Origin of the sequence: Methylophilus sp. Leaf414 (assembly GCF_001425425.1) — a bacterium.
Taxonomy (GTDB): Bacteria; Pseudomonadota; Gammaproteobacteria; order Burkholderiales; family Methylophilaceae; genus Methylophilus.
Genome location: NZ_LMQQ01000001.1, coordinates 535,343 through 551,635, shown reverse-complemented (window position 1 = coordinate 551,635; position 16,293 = coordinate 535,343). Strand labels below are relative to the sequence as shown.

Below are 16,293 nucleotides of genomic sequence, written 5' to 3'. Positions count from 1 at the left end.
TTTTTCATGGGCGGGTTTGAATGTTCGACACATTGTAGACGAGATGGGCGGCGGCTGGACCTGATTGCTTCCACCAGGCATGACAGGTGGGCACTTGAAGATTACATGGCACTCAGTGCGCATGGGCTTAAAACCATACGTGATGGCCTGCGATGGCATTTGATTGAAACCCGTCCAGGTGAATATGATTGGTCAAGTTTTTTACCACTGGTGAAGGCGGCCCATCACGCTCAAGTTCAGGTTATCTGGGATCTGAGTCACTATGGCATCCCGGATGGATTGAACATCTGGCGTCCAGAATTTGTGAAACGGTTTTCGCGATTTGCTGCTGAAGCGGCTCGCGTGATTAAAAATGAGACAGATACTAACCCGCTATTTTGCCCAGTCAACGAAATGTCGTTTTGGGCCTGGGCCGGTGGAGAAGTCGCCTTTTTTAATCCTTTAGCGAAGGGACGCGCGCTGGAGCTGAAACATCAACTCGTGCGGGCTACCATCGCTGCGATTGAGGCTATACGGGAGGTGGACCCTCGTGCACGTTTCATCACGGCTGAGCCGTTGATTAACGTATTACCCAGAATTGACCGACCAAGAGATAAAGGCCAGGCCGAAGCTTATCGACAAGCGCAATTTGAAGCGTTAGATATGCTGATTGGTGAAGCATGGCCTGGCTTAGGCGGCGATCCTAAGTATCTGGATATTGTCGGTCTGAATTATTACAGCAATAACCAGTGGTATATCGGAGGTGAAAAAGTGTCTCCCACATCGCCGGCTTACCGGCCTTTGTACGACATGCTGGCTGAAGTATATTTGCGCTATGGGCGGCGCATGCTGGTGGCGGAAACGGGTGCTGAAGGAGAAAACCGCACAGCCTGGGCAAGCTATATTTTTAATGAAGTGGCTAAAGCGCAAATATCCGGAATTCCGATTGATGGCGTCTGTCTCTATCCTGTGGTGGATTATCCAGGTTGGGATGATAACCGGCATTGCCCGGCAGGGTTGCTAGGCTATGCTGATAATACGGGTCAAAGACCAGTATATACGCCACTGGCAGACATTTTGCATGATTGGCAAATCAAGCCAGTCATTGCCACTACCGTCAATTAACAACTTGGTCTGGCTTCTCTCCTGTGTGCGGTTTCGCGCATTACAGGTTTGTAATGTTTTCAATGCGTATCTAGCAAAAAAATCCCGCCGAAGCGGGATTTCCCTTTTCTTATGGAGGGGATAGCCATAGGGAAAGAGTTAAGTGGTACAGACTCATCACCTGTTAAACAAGCACAAGTTACGTTTCTAAAAGTCCTCTGCAATTGATTTATCTTCTGGCAACTGCAGCTCATTTAAGCCATATATTGAGATGTTATTGAATTAGTGTCTGTACGCTATCGAACACAGTGGCAGGCATAAGATCACTCAACATCACCCAAAATAAACCCTGTTTATCCAAGCTCAAGCAGCAATTTTATCCAGGTGGTCTTCATTGCTTTTGCACTGAATTAGGCAGAAAAACAACCAACGCCAGAACTCTTTTTTGATAAGTGTTCTAGCGTACAGAACTCAAGTTTGCAATCAGTAATGATGCATATCAGCGCAAGAGTTCACCTGATTTATTGCGCTATCCCTTCCCCTTAAGGAGCTCGACATGCATTTGAAAATGAAAATTTTAGTCCTTACCCTTGCTATGGCAGGTGTAATGAGTAGTGCCCATGCCACCGTACTCGTGTCGAATTCTTCGGCTACTAGCGTAGATATCGTAGCCAGCGGTTTTGGTGGCACTTTGATTGATAGTGCTATCACGGCCATCAGTAATATCAGTTACAACGGTACCGCCCGTTCTGCCGTATATCAAACCGCCACAGGTTTTGACTTTTACTATCAGTTCACCAATGAAGACAGCTCCCAGAATGGCGTTCACCGCTTTGCGGGATTTGATTTTAGTAGCCTGGGCGCGAGTGTGGTTGATGTGTATCAGACTGGAACTGGTTTCGGGATCTTCGCAAATGGCAGTGAGTTTTCTGATAACGCAGACCGCTCAAACGCCGGTGTCATCGGATTTAATTTTGTACCGGTGGTGACGGGCGATATTCAACCTGGGTCAACCAGTTACATCCAGATTATCAGTACCAATGCGACAAACTATCAACCAGGAAACTTTGTGATATCAAATGGGATCGGTTCAAATGCTGAAGGGTTTGCTTCAGCTGCTGCCGTACCGGAAGCTTCAACCGGCCTGATGGTTTTTTCAGGACTGGGCTTGATTGGCTTGATTGGTGCACGTCGCACCAGGAAAGGTTAGTAAGGAAATCAAATTGGATTGAGATGTGATAATAAATAAAAAAGCGCCATTCGCATGGCGCTTTTTTATACTTTTTTCCGTGTGGATTGCGCGTAAGTTAACCAGAATGTTGCTTGGGAGAGACTTGGTCAAAGTGTGAATCACGGCATCACTATCTATGTAGTTAACTTTAGGCAGGTTAACGCTGTACATCATGCAAGAATCCTAATGTACGCTATCGCACATAATAGATAAGTAAGGTGTACTATCATGTAACTTTCAGCTAAAGGCGGAATATGGTTAGCAAACCCACTCCACAACCACAACAAAACCACTTGTTGAAGGCGCTGCCAGAATCCGATTATCTCCGAATTGAACCCATGCTTGAGTATGTCGCTATGCCCTTGGGGCATACGCTGTACGAGTCTGGTGGTCAGCTCCAGCATGTGTATTTTCCCACTACTTCTATCGTGTCTTTATTGTATGTCCTGGAAAGCGGGGCATCCGCGGAAATTGCAGTCGTAGGTAATGAAGGGGTATTAGGGATTTCATTGTTTATGGGTGGTGAAACGACGCCCAGCCGTGCTGTGGTACAAAGTTCAGGCCATGGTTATAGAATGCGGGCCAGCCTGTTAAAACTGGAATTTAGCCGTGGAGGCGCGATGATGCATTTACTATTGCGCTACACACAGGCCTTAATTACTCAAATGACCCAAACTGCCGTATGTAACCGCCATCATTCGATTGAACAGCAATTGTGTCGTTGGTTATTACTGAGCCTGGATAGGTTATCTGCAAATGATCTTCATATGACACAGGAGTTAATGGCCAATATGCTGGGTGTACGACGTGAAGGGGTGACGGAGGCAGCCGGCAGGCTGCAACGTGCCGGCATGATAGAGTATTCACGTGGGCACATACGCGTACTGGACCGACCCAAGCTGGAAAAGGCAGTATGCGAGTGCTATCAGGTAGTCAAAACAGAATTTGATCGACTACTCCCGGATATGCAAAGAAATCATCATCAAAAAGCCGATACCATTTAGCTTGATTGAAGCTGCCATCTCCTTATACATTTGCTGCGCAACATATGCGCGCCAGTAATAGCCCGATACAAGCCTCATAACCTAAGCTAGGTAAGGTTTCATTAAGGCCATCTTTCTTTAAAGATGCCGTGACTGTCTAGCAGATAAGCATGCCTAAAGCGGGAAGGGATGCTCCGCATGTGTGTAAACGAACATACGTAACATTGCATAGATGTTATTTTTGTTGAATGGAACACGCGCTTACTTGGAACAGGCTAATAAACCAACTAGATCGTCGTTGCCAAAATCGATTGGTAAAGTATGGCGTATGGGTAGAGCTTACGCTAGGACAACAACTCAATGCACCTGGCATTGCCATTGAATACATCTATTTTCCAACTTGCGGAGTCATTGCTTTAATCCTGCAGCACGCGCTGGATAAGCCATTAGCAATTGCCTTGATTGGTAATGAGGGAATGTTAGATATCGCGCCAGCACTTGGTGTTCAGTTTGTACCGTATTCTGCCATCGTGCTTGCGCAAGGGACGGCACTGCGCATTTCTGTAGAGCATTTGTATGCCCTCAAGTTGAGCAACAAAAACTTCGGTATCTGTCTGGATCGGTATATTGCAGTATTGAATGCGCAACATGCGCAGGCTGCTGTGTGTAATGGCCTGCATAACGTACAGCAACGGCTGGCTCGATTGCTGCTCGCCTATAGTGACCGGCTGCAGACATCGACGCTTACCATCACCCAGGAGTTACTGGCGACTTTGTTGGGAGTGCGCCGGGCAGGCATTAACAATATCGCCAGTAAATTACAGCAAGCTAAAATCGTACATTACAGCCGGGGTCACATTGAGATATTGAACCCGCTGGCATTGCTGCAAAAAGCATGTTATTGCTATGAGATGGATAAGCAAACGTATGAGTCCACAATGATTGCTCATTAAAAATCCAGTTTTAGAATAGCAGTAAACAGCCTTGAATATTTTCCAGTGGCAGCGCCGCCTTTTCTGGGAAACTGTCTTAAAGTTTGCATCGGGAAAGATGATTATCCAAACAATAATCAACCGAGTTTGAGATTGGGGAGTTGCTATGAATGTGTGTCGATTGTGTACGTTATCAGACTGAATTCTTTAATGAGCAATGTAACACTCTGTAATACTATTTGTGGAGAATTGATCATGGCGAAATCGCATTTATCAGGTCAGCACACTCACCGGATTCAAATTCCACCAGCGCATGAGGGTCATTCTCTAAAGGTGAGTCGCATGCACATTTCTAAGGCGGTTCTTCTAGCCGGTGCCGGTGCGGTGGCGGTCATCGTACCTGTCGCAATCATGTCGCTGATTCTTTTTCTGATAGGAGCCTGATGTATGAAATTATTTCATCAAAGGCCTATCGATGTTTGCATGGTATTTTTTGTTTTTCTGTTTCCTGTGCATCATTCCATTTACGCCCAGGCGGCCATCGATAGTGCCAACGTGATCTCTTCAATTTCTCAAAATGGTTTGACAACAGCAAATGCCAAACCGGCTATCGTGGTTTTGCTTAATATGGATGAAGTATTACCTGAGTGTCAGCAGCAGGTGATGAAGGCCACTATTGTGGGCGTACATTACAGTGAAAGCGGGATTTCGATTGATTCAATCCGTATTAACAGTGTGGGTAACGAACTGGATATTCCGACAAATATCGGCGAGGAAGCGATATTCACAATTGATGATATTCGCAAGCAAGCATCGTTAGAACGTGCAACAACACTGTTTCTTTGAAACTGACATGAAGCCAAGTCCGTATTGCTCTAAAGCACCCTACGGATAACGAGTGCCTAGGCAATGGTATCAGTCTTGGTGACAGTTTTTTTGGCTGGCTGCGAATTAGCGATATGGCGGGAAAGTGCCTCACTCAATGGAATCGGCCTGTTGAGGTAAAAACCCTGTGCATAGGCAACGCCCATTTCGTTCAGGCAGTCTAGAGTGGCCTGGTCTTCAACGTATTCAGCTATTGTTTCAATTTCCATGGACTCGGCGACACTTTGAATCGCTTTTGCCATCGCCAGATCCACTTTATTGGTGGTGATATCTTTCACATAAGCGCCATCCATCTTCAGGAAATCGACCGGCAAATGTTTGAGGTAGCTGAAGGAAGACATGCCACTGCCAAAGTCGTCCAGCATAAAGCGCGTACCCATCAGCTTCAATTCGTTAATCAGTTTGATGGTGTTGTCGATATTAATGATGGCTGAAGTTTCAGTGACTTCAAAACAAACATGACTGGGAGAAACTTCGTAATTGCTGAAGCAGTTTTTAATATAAGGTAACAGCGTCGGGTCGCCCAAAGACATGCCTGAGAGATTGATGCTGACGATAAATGGTTTGTTGCTGGATTGCGTTTTGAATAAAGGCTGCAAAGCCATAAACGCATGCTGAATAACCCAGCGATCGATCTTGTTCATCAGTTGATAGCGTTCAGCTGATGGCAAAAATTCTGCAGGCGGGATAATGCCGCCATGTTCATCACGCTTGCGGATCAGAATTTCATAGAACGGCGGCAACTCTTTCTGTTGCATGGGGAAAATCCCCTGGCAATACAGTACGAAATCATTGTGTTCTATTGCCTCATTGATGCGCAATACCCATTCCATCTCCACATGTCGCTTGAGTAACACATCATCTTCAGGATGGAATAAATGTATCTGGTTACGTCCGTTGTCTTTAGCCACATAACAGGCGGCATCGGCATGACGGGTAATCTGGCCTACGTCTTTCAGGTCAGCCGTGACTTCAACGATACCTATGCTGATTCCGGTATGAAACAACCTGCCTTCATGCATAAACCGGAATGATTCCACCATTTGGCGCAATTGCGCGGCGATTTCAATGGCTTTTTCGACCTGGCAATAGCTGAGCAGTAAGCCGAATTCATCACCGCCAAGTCTGGCAAATGTGTCTTCAGCGCGTATGCGTTGACTCAGGATCATGCTGATCTGTCTCAGCATTTCATCGCCAGCAGGATGGCCGCAGGTGTCATTAATGACGCGGAACTGGTCGAGATCCATGTAGCAAAACACATGATCGGCACGGTGCTGCTTAACGTCTTCCAATGCTTGTTGCAGGCGTCTTTCCAATTCCTGGCGATTCACCAGGCCAGTTAGTGCATCATGTCGTGCCTGGTAACGTAATTGTGCCTGGGCATCCTGGATACGATGACGCATGTCAGCTTCGACGTGCTGCATCTCTCTCGAGATTTCATTGATCGTTGTTTGCAGCGAATTAATTTCAGGCAGGGTATTTTTCACCTGGCTGATGTGCTGGTTACCTATCACGAAGCGCTTCAGTGCGGCTGTCATCTCGCGAATGGGCTGGCTAATGGAGCGGCTGACCCAATATACCAGTATTGAGCACAGCATCAGCCCTAATGTGATGTAACCTACATTCCTGATAAACGCCTGGCGGTGATCTTCGATCAAAGCTGCTTTATCGATGGCAACAAACACAAATCCCAGCAGGGCATGCTTAGGTTCAGTGGTAAACACTCTCACCATAGTGACGTCATGCGTGGCTTGCTGCATCACGATAGCGTCCTGGCGAGGTAATGAATCACCTACGGTAAACGAAGCACCCAGTTGTGCCAGCGGGCGTTTATCTGCATCCGCAATCATCAGGGAAAGATAAGGTTCGCGATCTAGCTGACTAGCCTTAAGCAGGCGTTCGATATAGGGACGACCATGCAGGTCTGTTTGGTTATGTACAACGGCTGAGAGAAATTTTGCAGTGGTCAGCGCATGCTGACTCAGTTTTTCTTCATCACGTTGCAGTTGCTCTTTGAAATCCAGCATCAGCAGGGAGCAGGATAAGGTAAATATCGGCGCGATTACTAATAACAATAATCGGGACTGGATACTTAATTGCTGGAAAAATTGCATGGTGACGGGTAATTCGGTTGGTTCAACACGGTGGTGGATGTGCGATGATGATTATCGCATATGGGTATTGCTAATGTCATGACATCCCCTCTTAATTCGTGTATAAGTCCACAAGATACCAACAGTAAATTTTGCGGACCCGCTTAAGCCAGTCTTGCATATAGTTGGCTCGTTTTTGTAAAAAGAGTGTATTTGTTTTTTCATGATACAGCAAATTTATATCACAGATTATCTCTCCGATGCAGCCACTGAAACGGCTGGCCTCGTGCAGTCTCTGACTGGACAGTGCTCCATGCTGTTAAAGGCTGACTGGCAAGTAAGCTCCGCCACACCGCTGGCTGCTTTGTTTTCAGCTTTGCACGTTAAGGATAAGCTTGTAACGGATGACGCTTCAGTATCTACATCAATTGTGTCAGCCGTACTGCGCGCAAGCAATGATGCAATGAAAGATACGCCTGTAATGTGCCTGCTGCCTGTGCATCTCGGTTTACAGCGGGATACGTTTTCCTTACAAGGCACTATCCAGTTACCTGCTGAAGTTTATCTGTATTTAACCCAGCGATTGCAGCAACATTTTCAAGAAGATTTTATTGTGTACCCAACACCGGGTCAGCGATTCTGGTGGACACAACCTCTGAGCAAACTGGATGTGCAATCGCCCTGGCCGCAAGACTGTTTATATCAGCAGGCTTTCCAGTGGCAACCGCAAGGTAAGCATGCCTCACTTGTTCGTCATTGGACGAATGAAATTCAGATGCTGTTGCATCAGCTATCCAGCGAAACTGGTTTAACAGCCTGGCCGGCGCAGCTAAACAGTTTGTGGTTTGCGAGTGTGCCAGCGCTACCGGAATGGCAACATCCACCACAAGTGGTTTATGGCTCTGGTGACGTATTTGATGGCTTATCCGCCTGCCAGCTGCCGGGAGTGAAGCAGCTGTCAATGGCTGAAGCACTTGGCCAATCGAATCAGGACGCATTGATGGTGGTTGACCGCGTTGATCAGGTTGACTGGAATGCGCTTAGCAATGCATGGCAAAAAGGACAGTTGTCTCAGCTTGAAATTGTGTTGCCGGTGGCCGAGCGCAGTGTGCGGATCAGCTGTAAAAAAAGCCATCGCTGGCACTTCTGGCGTAAAGCCTACACCCTGGAAAGTTTGTATGCGCATCTGGAGGCCTCACTGCCAACATCCAAATTACCCGAGGCCATTTAATCGCCTTCGCTCGCGTTTAATCATTTATGAAAATTCAGCAAAGACAATATTCAACAACATCATTTGAGGCTTTGCAGGCGCAAGGCTTGCCTGACTTATTAGCCCGGTTACTGGCTGCCAGGTCAGTGTCTGTTGATGACTGGACAATGCAAGACATGCCACATCTGCTAAAACCACAGGCACTCACGGGTTGTACAGAGATGTCCATAATGCTGGCGGATGCAATACAGGAAAAGAAGCATATCCTGATTATTGGCGACTATGATGCGGATGGTGCCACCGCCACCTGTGTTGCCATGCGTGGCTTAGCGATGATGGGCGCGCAGGTAGATTTTTTGGTACCCAACCGTTTTGAATATGGCTATGGCTTAACGCCGGAAATCGTCGCTTTGGCCGCCAGGCAGCGGCCGGATGTGATTTTAACGGTAGATAATGGTATTGCCAGTATTGACGGTGTACTCGCGGCGAAAGCGCTGGGGATGCAGGTATTGATCACCGATCATCATTTGCCGGCAGAGCAAACACCGGTGGCGGATTGTATCGTGAACCCCAATCAGCGTGGTTGCGATTTTCCCAGCAAGCATTTGGCCGGAGTGGGCGTTATGTTTTATGTGCTGATCGGCCTGCGCGCAGAGTTGAAGCAGCGCGGGTTGCTGACTGATGATGCCGTGCATCTTGGCAGTCTGCTCGACCTGGTGGCACTTGGCACCGTAGCTGACCTGGTCAAACTGGATGCCAATAACCGCATCCTGGTGCGGCAGGGCTTAAAACGTATCAGGCAGGGGCAGGCTTGCCCGGGGATTCTGGCAATATTGAAACTGGCGGGCCGTCATCCGGAACAAGTCACTGCGCAAGATTTGGGGTTTTATGTAGGTCCGCGCCTGAATGCCGCCGGCAGACTGGATGACATGACCATAGGTATCCGTTGCCTGCTGGCAGCCACGCCGCAAGAGGCCATGCAATACGCACAGCAATTGCATGCGCTAAATGCCGAACGCAAACAAATCGAAGCCGAAATGCAATGGGATGCCATGGCAGACCTGGCGCAGGATTTTCAGGATGAACAATACACGATTAGCGTTTTTCAGCCAGACTGGCATCAAGGCGTCATTGGAATTCTTGCTTCACGCATCAAAGAGCGCTTCCACCGCCCTGTGATTGCATTTGCAGATGCCGGTGACGGTCTTATCAAAGGTTCCGGTCGTTCGATTGCTGGTTTGCATCTACGTGATGCATTGGACTTGGTGACCAAGTTACACCCTGATTTAATTATCAAGTTTGGTGGCCATGCAATGGCGGCAGGCCTTATTATACGCGCCGATGATTTTGTCCGTTTCCAGCAGGTTTTTGAGCAAGTAGTACAGCAGCTGATTACTGCAGAAATCCTGCAGCAAGTGCTGGAAACCGACGGTGCCCTGGAAATAGAGGAGATGACCCTGCAAAACGCAGAAATTCTCAGCCATCAGGTGTGGGGTCAGGGCTTTCCGCCGCCTTTGTTTTATGACGACTTTGAAGTAGTTCAACAGCGCATTCTGGGCGAAAAACACCTTAAATTGCGTTTGCAAAAACAGGGCGCACAGTTTGAGGCTATCTATTTCCAGCAGGCTACCTTGTTGCCCGAAAAAGTGACGTTGGCCTATGCATTGCAAATCAACGAATTTAATGGCGCCAGAAACCTGCAATTACAGGTGGTGCATGCCGAGACTTTGTGACGTAATCTCGCACGTATTAAATTTGCCTGCCGTGTGTTGCCTTGCTTGAATGCCGCCAAGCCAGGTTTCAGGTTAAGTTTTCAAATCGGCCAAGATTTAGCCTTAGGGCGAACCTCTTAAATACGGTAAAATAGAGCCTTCATTCAAGAGGTTAAGCATGGCGCGTCCATTTAAAACACCTAAACCAGGTTCTCCCGCAAAACGTCCGGCCGTTACCCCGCCACCAGTCGTGCAAGAGGAGGGCGAAGATTCGGCTAACCCTGCACGTGCGGGGCATCGCTTGCATAAACTGCTGGCGCTGGCAGGCTTTGGTTCGCGCCGTGAGATGGAAACCCTGATAGGTAGCGGCCGCATCACCATCAATGGCCAAGTCGCTGTGGTGGGTGCTACTGTTGATGAGCACGATGTCATCCGTCTTGATAGCCGCATCCTGCATTTGCCGTTTGAACCGGAATTGCCACAAATATTGCTCTACCACAAACCAGAAGGTGAACTGGTCAGCCAGGACGACCCGGAAGGGCGTGCTACCGTATTTGATAAATTACCCAAGATCAAACAGGGTAAATGGATCGCGATTGGCCGCCTGGATATGAATACCAGCGGCTTATTAATATTCACCAACTCGGGCGAACTGGCTAACCACTTCATGCACCCGCGCTATGAAGTTGAACGGGAATATGCGGTACGTATTCTGGGCGAGCTGACTGAAGACCAGATGGCGCAACTGAAACAAGGTATTGAACTGGAAGACGGCCCGGCCAATTTCGAGAGCATTTATGCGACCGGTGGTGAAGGCGTTAACAAATGGTACCAGGTGGTGATCAAAGAAGGCCGTAACCGCGAAGTTCGCCGCCTGTTTGAAGCCTTCCATTTACCGGTCAGCCGCTTGATGCGTGTGCGCTTCGGGCCTATCAATCTACCGCCACGTCTTAAACGCGGTACCATGCTTAAACTGGAACAAAAACAGGTGGTTGGTGTTCTGGAATGGGTGGGATTGCCGGTGCCAAACAAACCGCTGAAGCAGTTAAGCCCGCGTGAAAAAGACCGTGCAACCAGTGTATTTGTGCCGAAAGTGCGCAAACAACGCCGCAGCCTGCTGGAAACAGCGAATGGCGCTGCACCCACTGAAAAACCTGCGCGTCCGGCACCCCCACCAGGTACACGCCGTATTCGCCAGGATTCAGATTTAAAACAGGCTTCGCGCCAGAATGCCCGCGTGAACTCTGGGGCTAAAAAGCGTAGCGATAGGGATCGTGGTCGCGGATAACTGGAATAAAGCCAAGGCTTGCTAAATTGACACTGCGTTAATCGCGGCAGACAAGTTAAAAAGCCTAATTAGTATTTGAAAAAAACCGATTCAGTAAAGCTTAAACAACAGCTTTACTCTGCAAGCAAACCTGCTTCCAGCAAGTCTTCCCTGGTCAGAATAAACACAAACTGGTCTCCGCCGCTGGTATCCAGCCACGTGAATGGCAGATCAGGATAGGCCGCATGCAAGGCATCACGGTTATGACCGATTTCAACTACCAGCACGCCACCATCATTTAAATATTCACTGGCTTGCGTAAGCAGCGTGTGCGTGTGATCCAAACCCGCATCACCACTGCCTAGCGCCAATTGAGGCTCCTGGCGATACTCTGCCGGTAATTCGGCCATGCTTGGTGCATCCACATAAGGCGGATTGCTGATAATAACGTCGTATTTCCTGCCTTTGAGTGCAGTAAACATATCGGACTGCACGGTTTGTACCTGATGCTCCAGGCCATAACGTCCTATATTGATATTACTCACCTCAATTGCATCCGGAGAGATGTCGATCACATCGATATGCGCATTCGGGAAAGCCTCCGCCAGCAACACACCTAAACAGCCTGAGCCGGTGCAAATATCGGCAGCCGATTCCACCATTTCCGGAAACTCTACCCATGGCTGCAAGCCATTTTCAAGCAATTCGGCAATAAATGAGCGCGGTACAATCACGCGTTCATCGACATAGAACTTATATCCGCGTAACCAGGCTTCATTGACTAGGTAAGCAGTGGGTGTATGTTCAGTGACACGCTTTTCTATCAATGTTGCGAGATGCTGGCTTTCTTCTGCCGTCAGCCGTGCATCAAGAAAATTATCCAGCGTATCGTGCGGCAGATGCAGTGCGCTCATCACCAGCCAGACAGCTTCGTCATAGCTGTTATCGGTGCCATGACCATAAAAAATATCCGAGTTTTCAAAACGACTGACTGCGTAGCGCAGCCAGTCACGTATGGTTTGTAAAGTGTGTGTCATAGGTTTATTCGGTTTATTTCAGCAGCAATTGCATGGTCCGCTTGTAGGTCTCTTTCAAGGGTTCGATATCCGCTACGCCAACACATTCATTCAGTTTGTGGATAGTGGCGTTTAGCGGGCCGAATTCAATGACTTCCTTGCAGATATCCGCAATAAAGCGACCATCAGAAGTGCCGCCGGTAGTCGACAGTTCCGGAGTGATGCCATAACTCTGCTCGATGGCCTGGCTGATGGCGGCAACCAGCTCACCACGCGGCGTGATGTATGACTGGTTATGTTCCCAGTCCAGAGAATAGTCCAGTTCATGTTTATCCAGGATGGCATGCACACGTGAACGCAAGCTGGTCTCAGAACTGCCTTGACCATCGACCTCAGGGCAATAACGGAAATTAAACAGGATTTCGACTTCACCAGGCACCACATTGGTCGCACCGGTGCCGCCATTCATATTAGAAATCTGCCATGAGGTAGGCGGAAAGTATTCATTACCGTTATCCCACACCGTTTCCACCATGTCTTTAATGGCAGGCGCCACCAGGTGAATCGGGTTTTTCACCAAGTGCGGGTAGGCGATATGGCCCTGGATACCTTTAACGATCAATGTGCCGGACAATGAGCCGCGACGGCCATTTTTAATCATGTCGCCCACCAGTTTGTTACTGGTCGGTTCGCCAACGATGCAATAGTCAAAATTCTCACCGCGTGCCTGCAATGCTTCTACTACTTTGACCGTGCCTTCAATGGCAATGGCTTCCTCATCCGAAGTAATCAATAAACCGATAGAACCAGGATGATCCGGATTCTCCGCCACAAATTCTTCAATACTGGTGATAAATGCCGCCAATGAGGTTTTCATGTCGGCCGCCCCGCGCGCATATAGCATGCCATCTTTAATGGTCGGTTCGAAAGGTGGCGTATGCCATTTATCCAACGGGCCGGTAGGCACCACATCGGTATGGCCGGCAAATACCAGCAATGGGCCGGTAGTGCCGCGGCGGGCATAAAAGTTATCTACTTCGCCAAAACGCATGCGTTCAATCTTAAAACCCAGTGGTTCCAGGCGCGCAATCATGGTTTCCTGGCAGCCGGCATCTTCCGGTGTCAGGGAGCGGCGTTTAAGCAAGTCAATGGCGAGTTCCAGTGTTTTTGACATGATCACTATTCTTTGGCAAAGAGTTGGTTGTAATCGGCTTCGTTAAAACCAAGGGTGAGAATCTGATTGTTATCGACCAGTACCGGGCGTTTAATCACTGAGGTTTTCTCCTGCATCAGCCGCAATGCACTGGCTGTATCTACCACGGCATTTTTCTCGGTGTCACTCAGGTTGCGCCAGGTCATGCCACTGCGGTTGACCAGTTTTTCCCAGGGTTGCTGGGTTAGCCATTGTTGCCCGGTGGCAGCATCCAGCCCCAGTTTTTTAAAATCGTGAAATTCGTAAGCGACTGCATGCTGATCCAGCCATGCGCGTGCTTTTTTGACAGTACTGCAATTGGGGATGCCGTAAAGTTTCATGGCGATAATTCTTGGTCAAAGAAACCATTTTACCAGCCAGCAGCAAAGGTGTAGTAATTAATTCGGCGGGAGAAGGGAGCACTAAAAAACTAAAACAGGCTTTTGGTGATGGATTTCAACTGGAGTTCACTGAACACATCAAACAGGAATTTTTGCTCAACCGGTTTCGAGAACAGGTAGCCCTGCATCTGGTCGCAGTTGATGCTGACCAAGGCCTGGCGCTGTTCTTCATCTTCCACACCCTCAGCCACCACGTTCAAGTCCAGCGCATGTGCCAGTTTGACAATCGCTTCCACAATCGATAACGAGATTTTTGAGGCAGCTACACCTTTAGTCAGGGAGCGGTCCAGTTTTACTTCGCTGATCTCCAGATCTTGCAGGTGGGTCAGGCTGAAAGGGTGCAAGCCAAAATCGTCTAGCGAGATTTTCAATCCCTGCTTTTTAAAGTGCCGCAAAGTTTCTTTAAACTGCGATTGATGATGGATAGCGGTGGTTTCGGACACCTCTAAAATGAGGTTGCGCGCTTCAACCTGATGTTCTTCCAGGATAGCTTGTATATGCGCACTAAGATGCTTATTCCTGAATTGCTGGTTAGACAAATTCACTGAGATACTCAAATCTATGCCACGCTCCCTGGCCTGGCTGATGGTGTTGCAGGTCTGCGAAATCACCCAGGCATTGATTTCTTCAATCATGCCAAACCGCTCGGCTGCCTCAATAAAGTGAGTGGGTGATAGCAGGCCGCGGGTAGGGTGTTGCCAGCGCAATAAGGCTTCAGCACCATGAACCAGCCGCGTTGCCGCATCTACCTTGGGTTGAAATAACAACCTGAATTCTTGTTCAGTAATGGCTTTTTTCAACTCCACCCGCGTCTGCTGCATTTCGTCAGAAGCCTGCTCAATTTCAGCATCGAAGAAACGGTACTGGTTTTTACCGTTTTCCTTGGCTTTATACATGGCCGCATCGGCATTCAACTTGAGTTTTTGCAGATTGCCATCCTGCGGATACATGGAAATGCCAATAGAGCAGGAAATTTCAATCACGTGATTTTCAATCACAAAGGTCTCACGCAAGGAATCAATTATGCGCTGAATAACAGTGACTACGCTCTGGTGATTTTCGATTTCGCTGAGTACAGCGATAAATTCGTCACCGCCGGCGCGGGCGACGTAATCACAGTTACGGATAGCGTTACTAATGCGTTTGGAAACCTCGATTAACAACAGGTCACCGATATGGTGGCCATACTGGTCATTAACCGGCTTGAAGTGGTCCAGGTCAATATATGCCAGTGCCAATGATTCGCCGTTGCGGTCACAGCGCTTGGCATTAATAGCCAGATGCTGGTTGAGTGCATCGCGGTTGGGCAATTGTGTCAGCGGGTCATAAGCCAGGAATTTTTTGTTGGCGCTTTGGGTGTTGCGGAAAGTCAGCTTGCTTTGCGCGAGATCCACATTCCGCTCGTAAAAAATCACCAGGATAAATGAGGTGATAAATAGCAAAACCGGCGCCAGCGTTAATAGCAGTACCAGGTAATTGCCTGCCTGGTCAGTTGGCTGGCCGATAAACATGTTGTTGTGCCGTATGCTCAGGTTAATCGCCGCATGCGAGGCCAGGAAACCTAGTGCGATTTCAACCGAGAACATGACTTTGAGGCGTTGCAATGCTTTGCCTTCGTAACTTTTGATCCACAGCATGGTGACAATCGCGAGGGCAGAAGTCAGACATGAGAGGAAGAACGCAAATAATGCAGTCCAGGTATCGATACGCGTATTGATTGCGCCAGCACTGATCTGGTAAAAATATGAAAGCAGGTAGCCACTTAGTGCTGCGGCCAGTGAACCATAAAGCAGTTCCCGCAATGGGAGTTTCTTTTTATTGACGGTACTGAGTAACGACAGTGAAAGCATGTATGCACATAACAGGCTGCCGACGAAGTCAACCGGATGTTCGGCAATTCTGGGGAAATTGTCAGCAGACATTTGATAGCCGCAATGCAACAGGAATACGCCCAGGGCGACAATAATCGCATTTTTCCTGAGCAGGCTGTCATGGTCTTTGGCAGCTACCTTGCGCAGGCGATCTACCAGTTCAAACGCAAAATAGCACCCGATCACACTGAGTGTGAAAAGAATCGGGACAAAAAGATGCGTTGTAGTCATAAATGAGTGATTCACGATTATTTTGATTGTTGGTGTTGTGACACTACTACTTTACTGCTTGTGCTTTATAGCCTGATTAATTTACTGCTATTCTATTTCTCCATCCTCAAATCTCGTCTTCGCCTATGCATTAACGAGAATCACTGTTATAACGACTGGTTGCGCTGATAACTTGAGCTTAAGTTT

Annotated in this window: 13 protein-coding genes; 8 read left to right on the top strand and 5 right to left on the bottom strand. The window is 48.2% G+C overall.

All coding sequences use genetic code 11. The annotated features are described in order from the left end of the window. Positions 1 to 6 precede the first annotated feature (6 nt). The 5 genes from ASG24_RS02650 to ASG24_RS02630 all read left to right on the top strand — a co-directional run bounded on the left by ASG24_RS02650 (position 7) and on the right by ASG24_RS02630 (position 5,075). Entirely contained in the window at positions 7 to 1,104 is a 1,098-nt protein-coding gene (locus tag ASG24_RS02650) for a hypothetical protein (RefSeq protein WP_055868399.1), read from the top strand. Between the two features lie 586 nt (positions 1,105 to 1,690). Beyond that, positions 1,691 to 2,293 (top strand): PEP-CTERM sorting domain-containing protein, encoded by a 603-nt coding sequence (locus ASG24_RS02645; RefSeq protein ID WP_156376505.1) that lies wholly within the window; start codon positions 1,691 to 1,693, stop codon positions 2,291 to 2,293. A 275-nt stretch (positions 2,294 to 2,568) separates the two neighbouring features. Continuing rightward, positions 2,569 to 3,318, top strand: coding sequence for a Crp/Fnr family transcriptional regulator (locus ASG24_RS02640; RefSeq protein ID WP_055826050.1), 750 nt, complete (start codon positions 2,569 to 2,571; stop codon positions 3,316 to 3,318). Between the two features lie 227 nt (positions 3,319 to 3,545). Then, positions 3,546 to 4,250, top strand: coding sequence for a Crp/Fnr family transcriptional regulator (locus ASG24_RS02635; RefSeq protein ID WP_082487958.1), 705 nt, complete (start codon positions 3,546 to 3,548; stop codon positions 4,248 to 4,250). A 426-nt stretch (positions 4,251 to 4,676) separates the two neighbouring features. Continuing rightward, a complete protein-coding gene (locus ASG24_RS02630; protein ID WP_055867530.1) occupies positions 4,677 to 5,075 on the top strand; it encodes a hypothetical protein in 399 nt (132 codons plus the stop codon). A gap of 56 nt (positions 5,076 to 5,131) precedes the next feature. Here the strand turns inward: ASG24_RS02630 and ASG24_RS02625 are convergent, their stop codons facing one another. Then, on the bottom strand, positions 5,132 to 7,228 hold the full coding sequence (locus ASG24_RS02625; RefSeq protein ID WP_055867527.1) for a bifunctional diguanylate cyclase/phosphodiesterase: 2,097 nt from the start codon (positions 7,226 to 7,228) through the stop codon (positions 5,132 to 5,134). 202 nt (positions 7,229 to 7,430) lie between these two features. Between ASG24_RS02625 and ASG24_RS02620 the strand changes: the two genes are divergently transcribed. The 3 genes from ASG24_RS02620 to rluB all read left to right on the top strand — a co-directional run bounded on the left by ASG24_RS02620 (position 7,431) and on the right by rluB (position 11,417). After that, positions 7,431 to 8,438 carry a hypothetical protein gene (locus ASG24_RS02620; RefSeq protein WP_055867524.1) on the top strand — a complete coding sequence of 336 codons (1,008 nt, stop codon included), beginning with the start codon at positions 7,431 to 7,433 and terminating at the stop codon, positions 8,436 to 8,438. A 26-nt stretch (positions 8,439 to 8,464) separates the two neighbouring features. Then, positions 8,465 to 10,150, top strand: a complete 1,686-nt coding sequence (gene recJ / locus ASG24_RS02615; RefSeq protein WP_055867521.1) for a single-stranded-DNA-specific exonuclease RecJ — start codon at positions 8,465 to 8,467, stop codon at positions 10,148 to 10,150. Between the two features lie 157 nt (positions 10,151 to 10,307). Next, complete coding sequence (gene rluB, locus ASG24_RS02610) at positions 10,308 to 11,417, top strand: 23S rRNA pseudouridine(2605) synthase RluB (protein ID WP_055867517.1); 1,110 nt, start codon at positions 10,308 to 10,310, stop codon at positions 11,415 to 11,417. 113 nt (positions 11,418 to 11,530) lie between these two features. Here rluB and prmB read toward each other — a convergent pair whose 3' ends face one another. The 4 genes from prmB to ASG24_RS02590 form a co-directional block, all read right to left on the bottom strand. Continuing rightward, positions 11,531 to 12,433, bottom strand: coding sequence for a 50S ribosomal protein L3 N(5)-glutamine methyltransferase (gene prmB / locus ASG24_RS02605; RefSeq protein WP_055826036.1), 903 nt, complete (start codon positions 12,431 to 12,433; stop codon positions 11,531 to 11,533). A gap of 13 nt (positions 12,434 to 12,446) precedes the next feature. After that, the gene (dapE, locus tag ASG24_RS02600) at positions 12,447 to 13,586 is read right to left on the bottom strand and encodes a succinyl-diaminopimelate desuccinylase (RefSeq protein ID WP_055867516.1); all 1,140 of its coding nucleotides are present in this window, start codon (positions 13,584 to 13,586) and stop codon (positions 12,447 to 12,449) included. Positions 13,587 to 13,591: 5 nt separating this feature from the next. Beyond that, complete coding sequence (locus ASG24_RS02595; protein WP_055867513.1) at positions 13,592 to 13,945, bottom strand: ArsC family reductase; 354 nt, start codon at positions 13,943 to 13,945, stop codon at positions 13,592 to 13,594. Positions 13,946 to 14,034: 89 nt separating this feature from the next. Then, positions 14,035 to 16,107: an EAL domain-containing protein gene (locus ASG24_RS02590; RefSeq protein ID WP_055867511.1), complete on the bottom strand. Its 2,073-nt coding sequence runs from the start codon at positions 16,105 to 16,107 to the stop codon at positions 14,035 to 14,037. Between the last annotated feature and the right edge of the window lie 186 nt (positions 16,108 to 16,293).

Coding starts and splice junctions, on each gene's coding strand:
- ASG24_RS02650 (WP_055868399.1), top strand. CDS start 7: ATGGGCGGGTTTGAATGTTCGACACATTGTAGACGAGATGGGCGGCGG.
- ASG24_RS02645 (WP_156376505.1), top strand. CDS start 1,691: ATGAGTAGTGCCCATGCCACCGTACTCGTGTCGAATTCTTCGGCTACT.
- ASG24_RS02640 (WP_055826050.1), top strand. CDS start 2,569: ATGGTTAGCAAACCCACTCCACAACCACAACAAAACCACTTGTTGAAG.
- ASG24_RS02635 (WP_082487958.1), top strand. CDS start 3,546: ATGGAACACGCGCTTACTTGGAACAGGCTAATAAACCAACTAGATCGT.
- ASG24_RS02630 (WP_055867530.1), top strand. CDS start 4,677: ATGAAATTATTTCATCAAAGGCCTATCGATGTTTGCATGGTATTTTTT.
- ASG24_RS02625 (WP_055867527.1), bottom strand. CDS start 7,228: ATGCAATTTTTCCAGCAATTAAGTATCCAGTCCCGATTATTGTTATTA.
- ASG24_RS02620 (WP_055867524.1), top strand. CDS start 7,431: ATGATACAGCAAATTTATATCACAGATTATCTCTCCGATGCAGCCACT.
- recJ (WP_055867521.1), top strand. CDS start 8,465: ATGAAAATTCAGCAAAGACAATATTCAACAACATCATTTGAGGCTTTG.
- rluB (WP_055867517.1), top strand. CDS start 10,308: ATGGCGCGTCCATTTAAAACACCTAAACCAGGTTCTCCCGCAAAACGT.
- prmB (WP_055826036.1), bottom strand. CDS start 12,433: ATGACACACACTTTACAAACCATACGTGACTGGCTGCGCTACGCAGTC.
- dapE (WP_055867516.1), bottom strand. CDS start 13,586: ATGTCAAAAACACTGGAACTCGCCATTGACTTGCTTAAACGCCGCTCC.
- ASG24_RS02595 (WP_055867513.1), bottom strand. CDS start 13,945: ATGAAACTTTACGGCATCCCCAATTGCAGTACTGTCAAAAAAGCACGC.
- ASG24_RS02590 (WP_055867511.1), bottom strand. CDS start 16,107: ATGACTACAACGCATCTTTTTGTCCCGATTCTTTTCACACTCAGTGTG.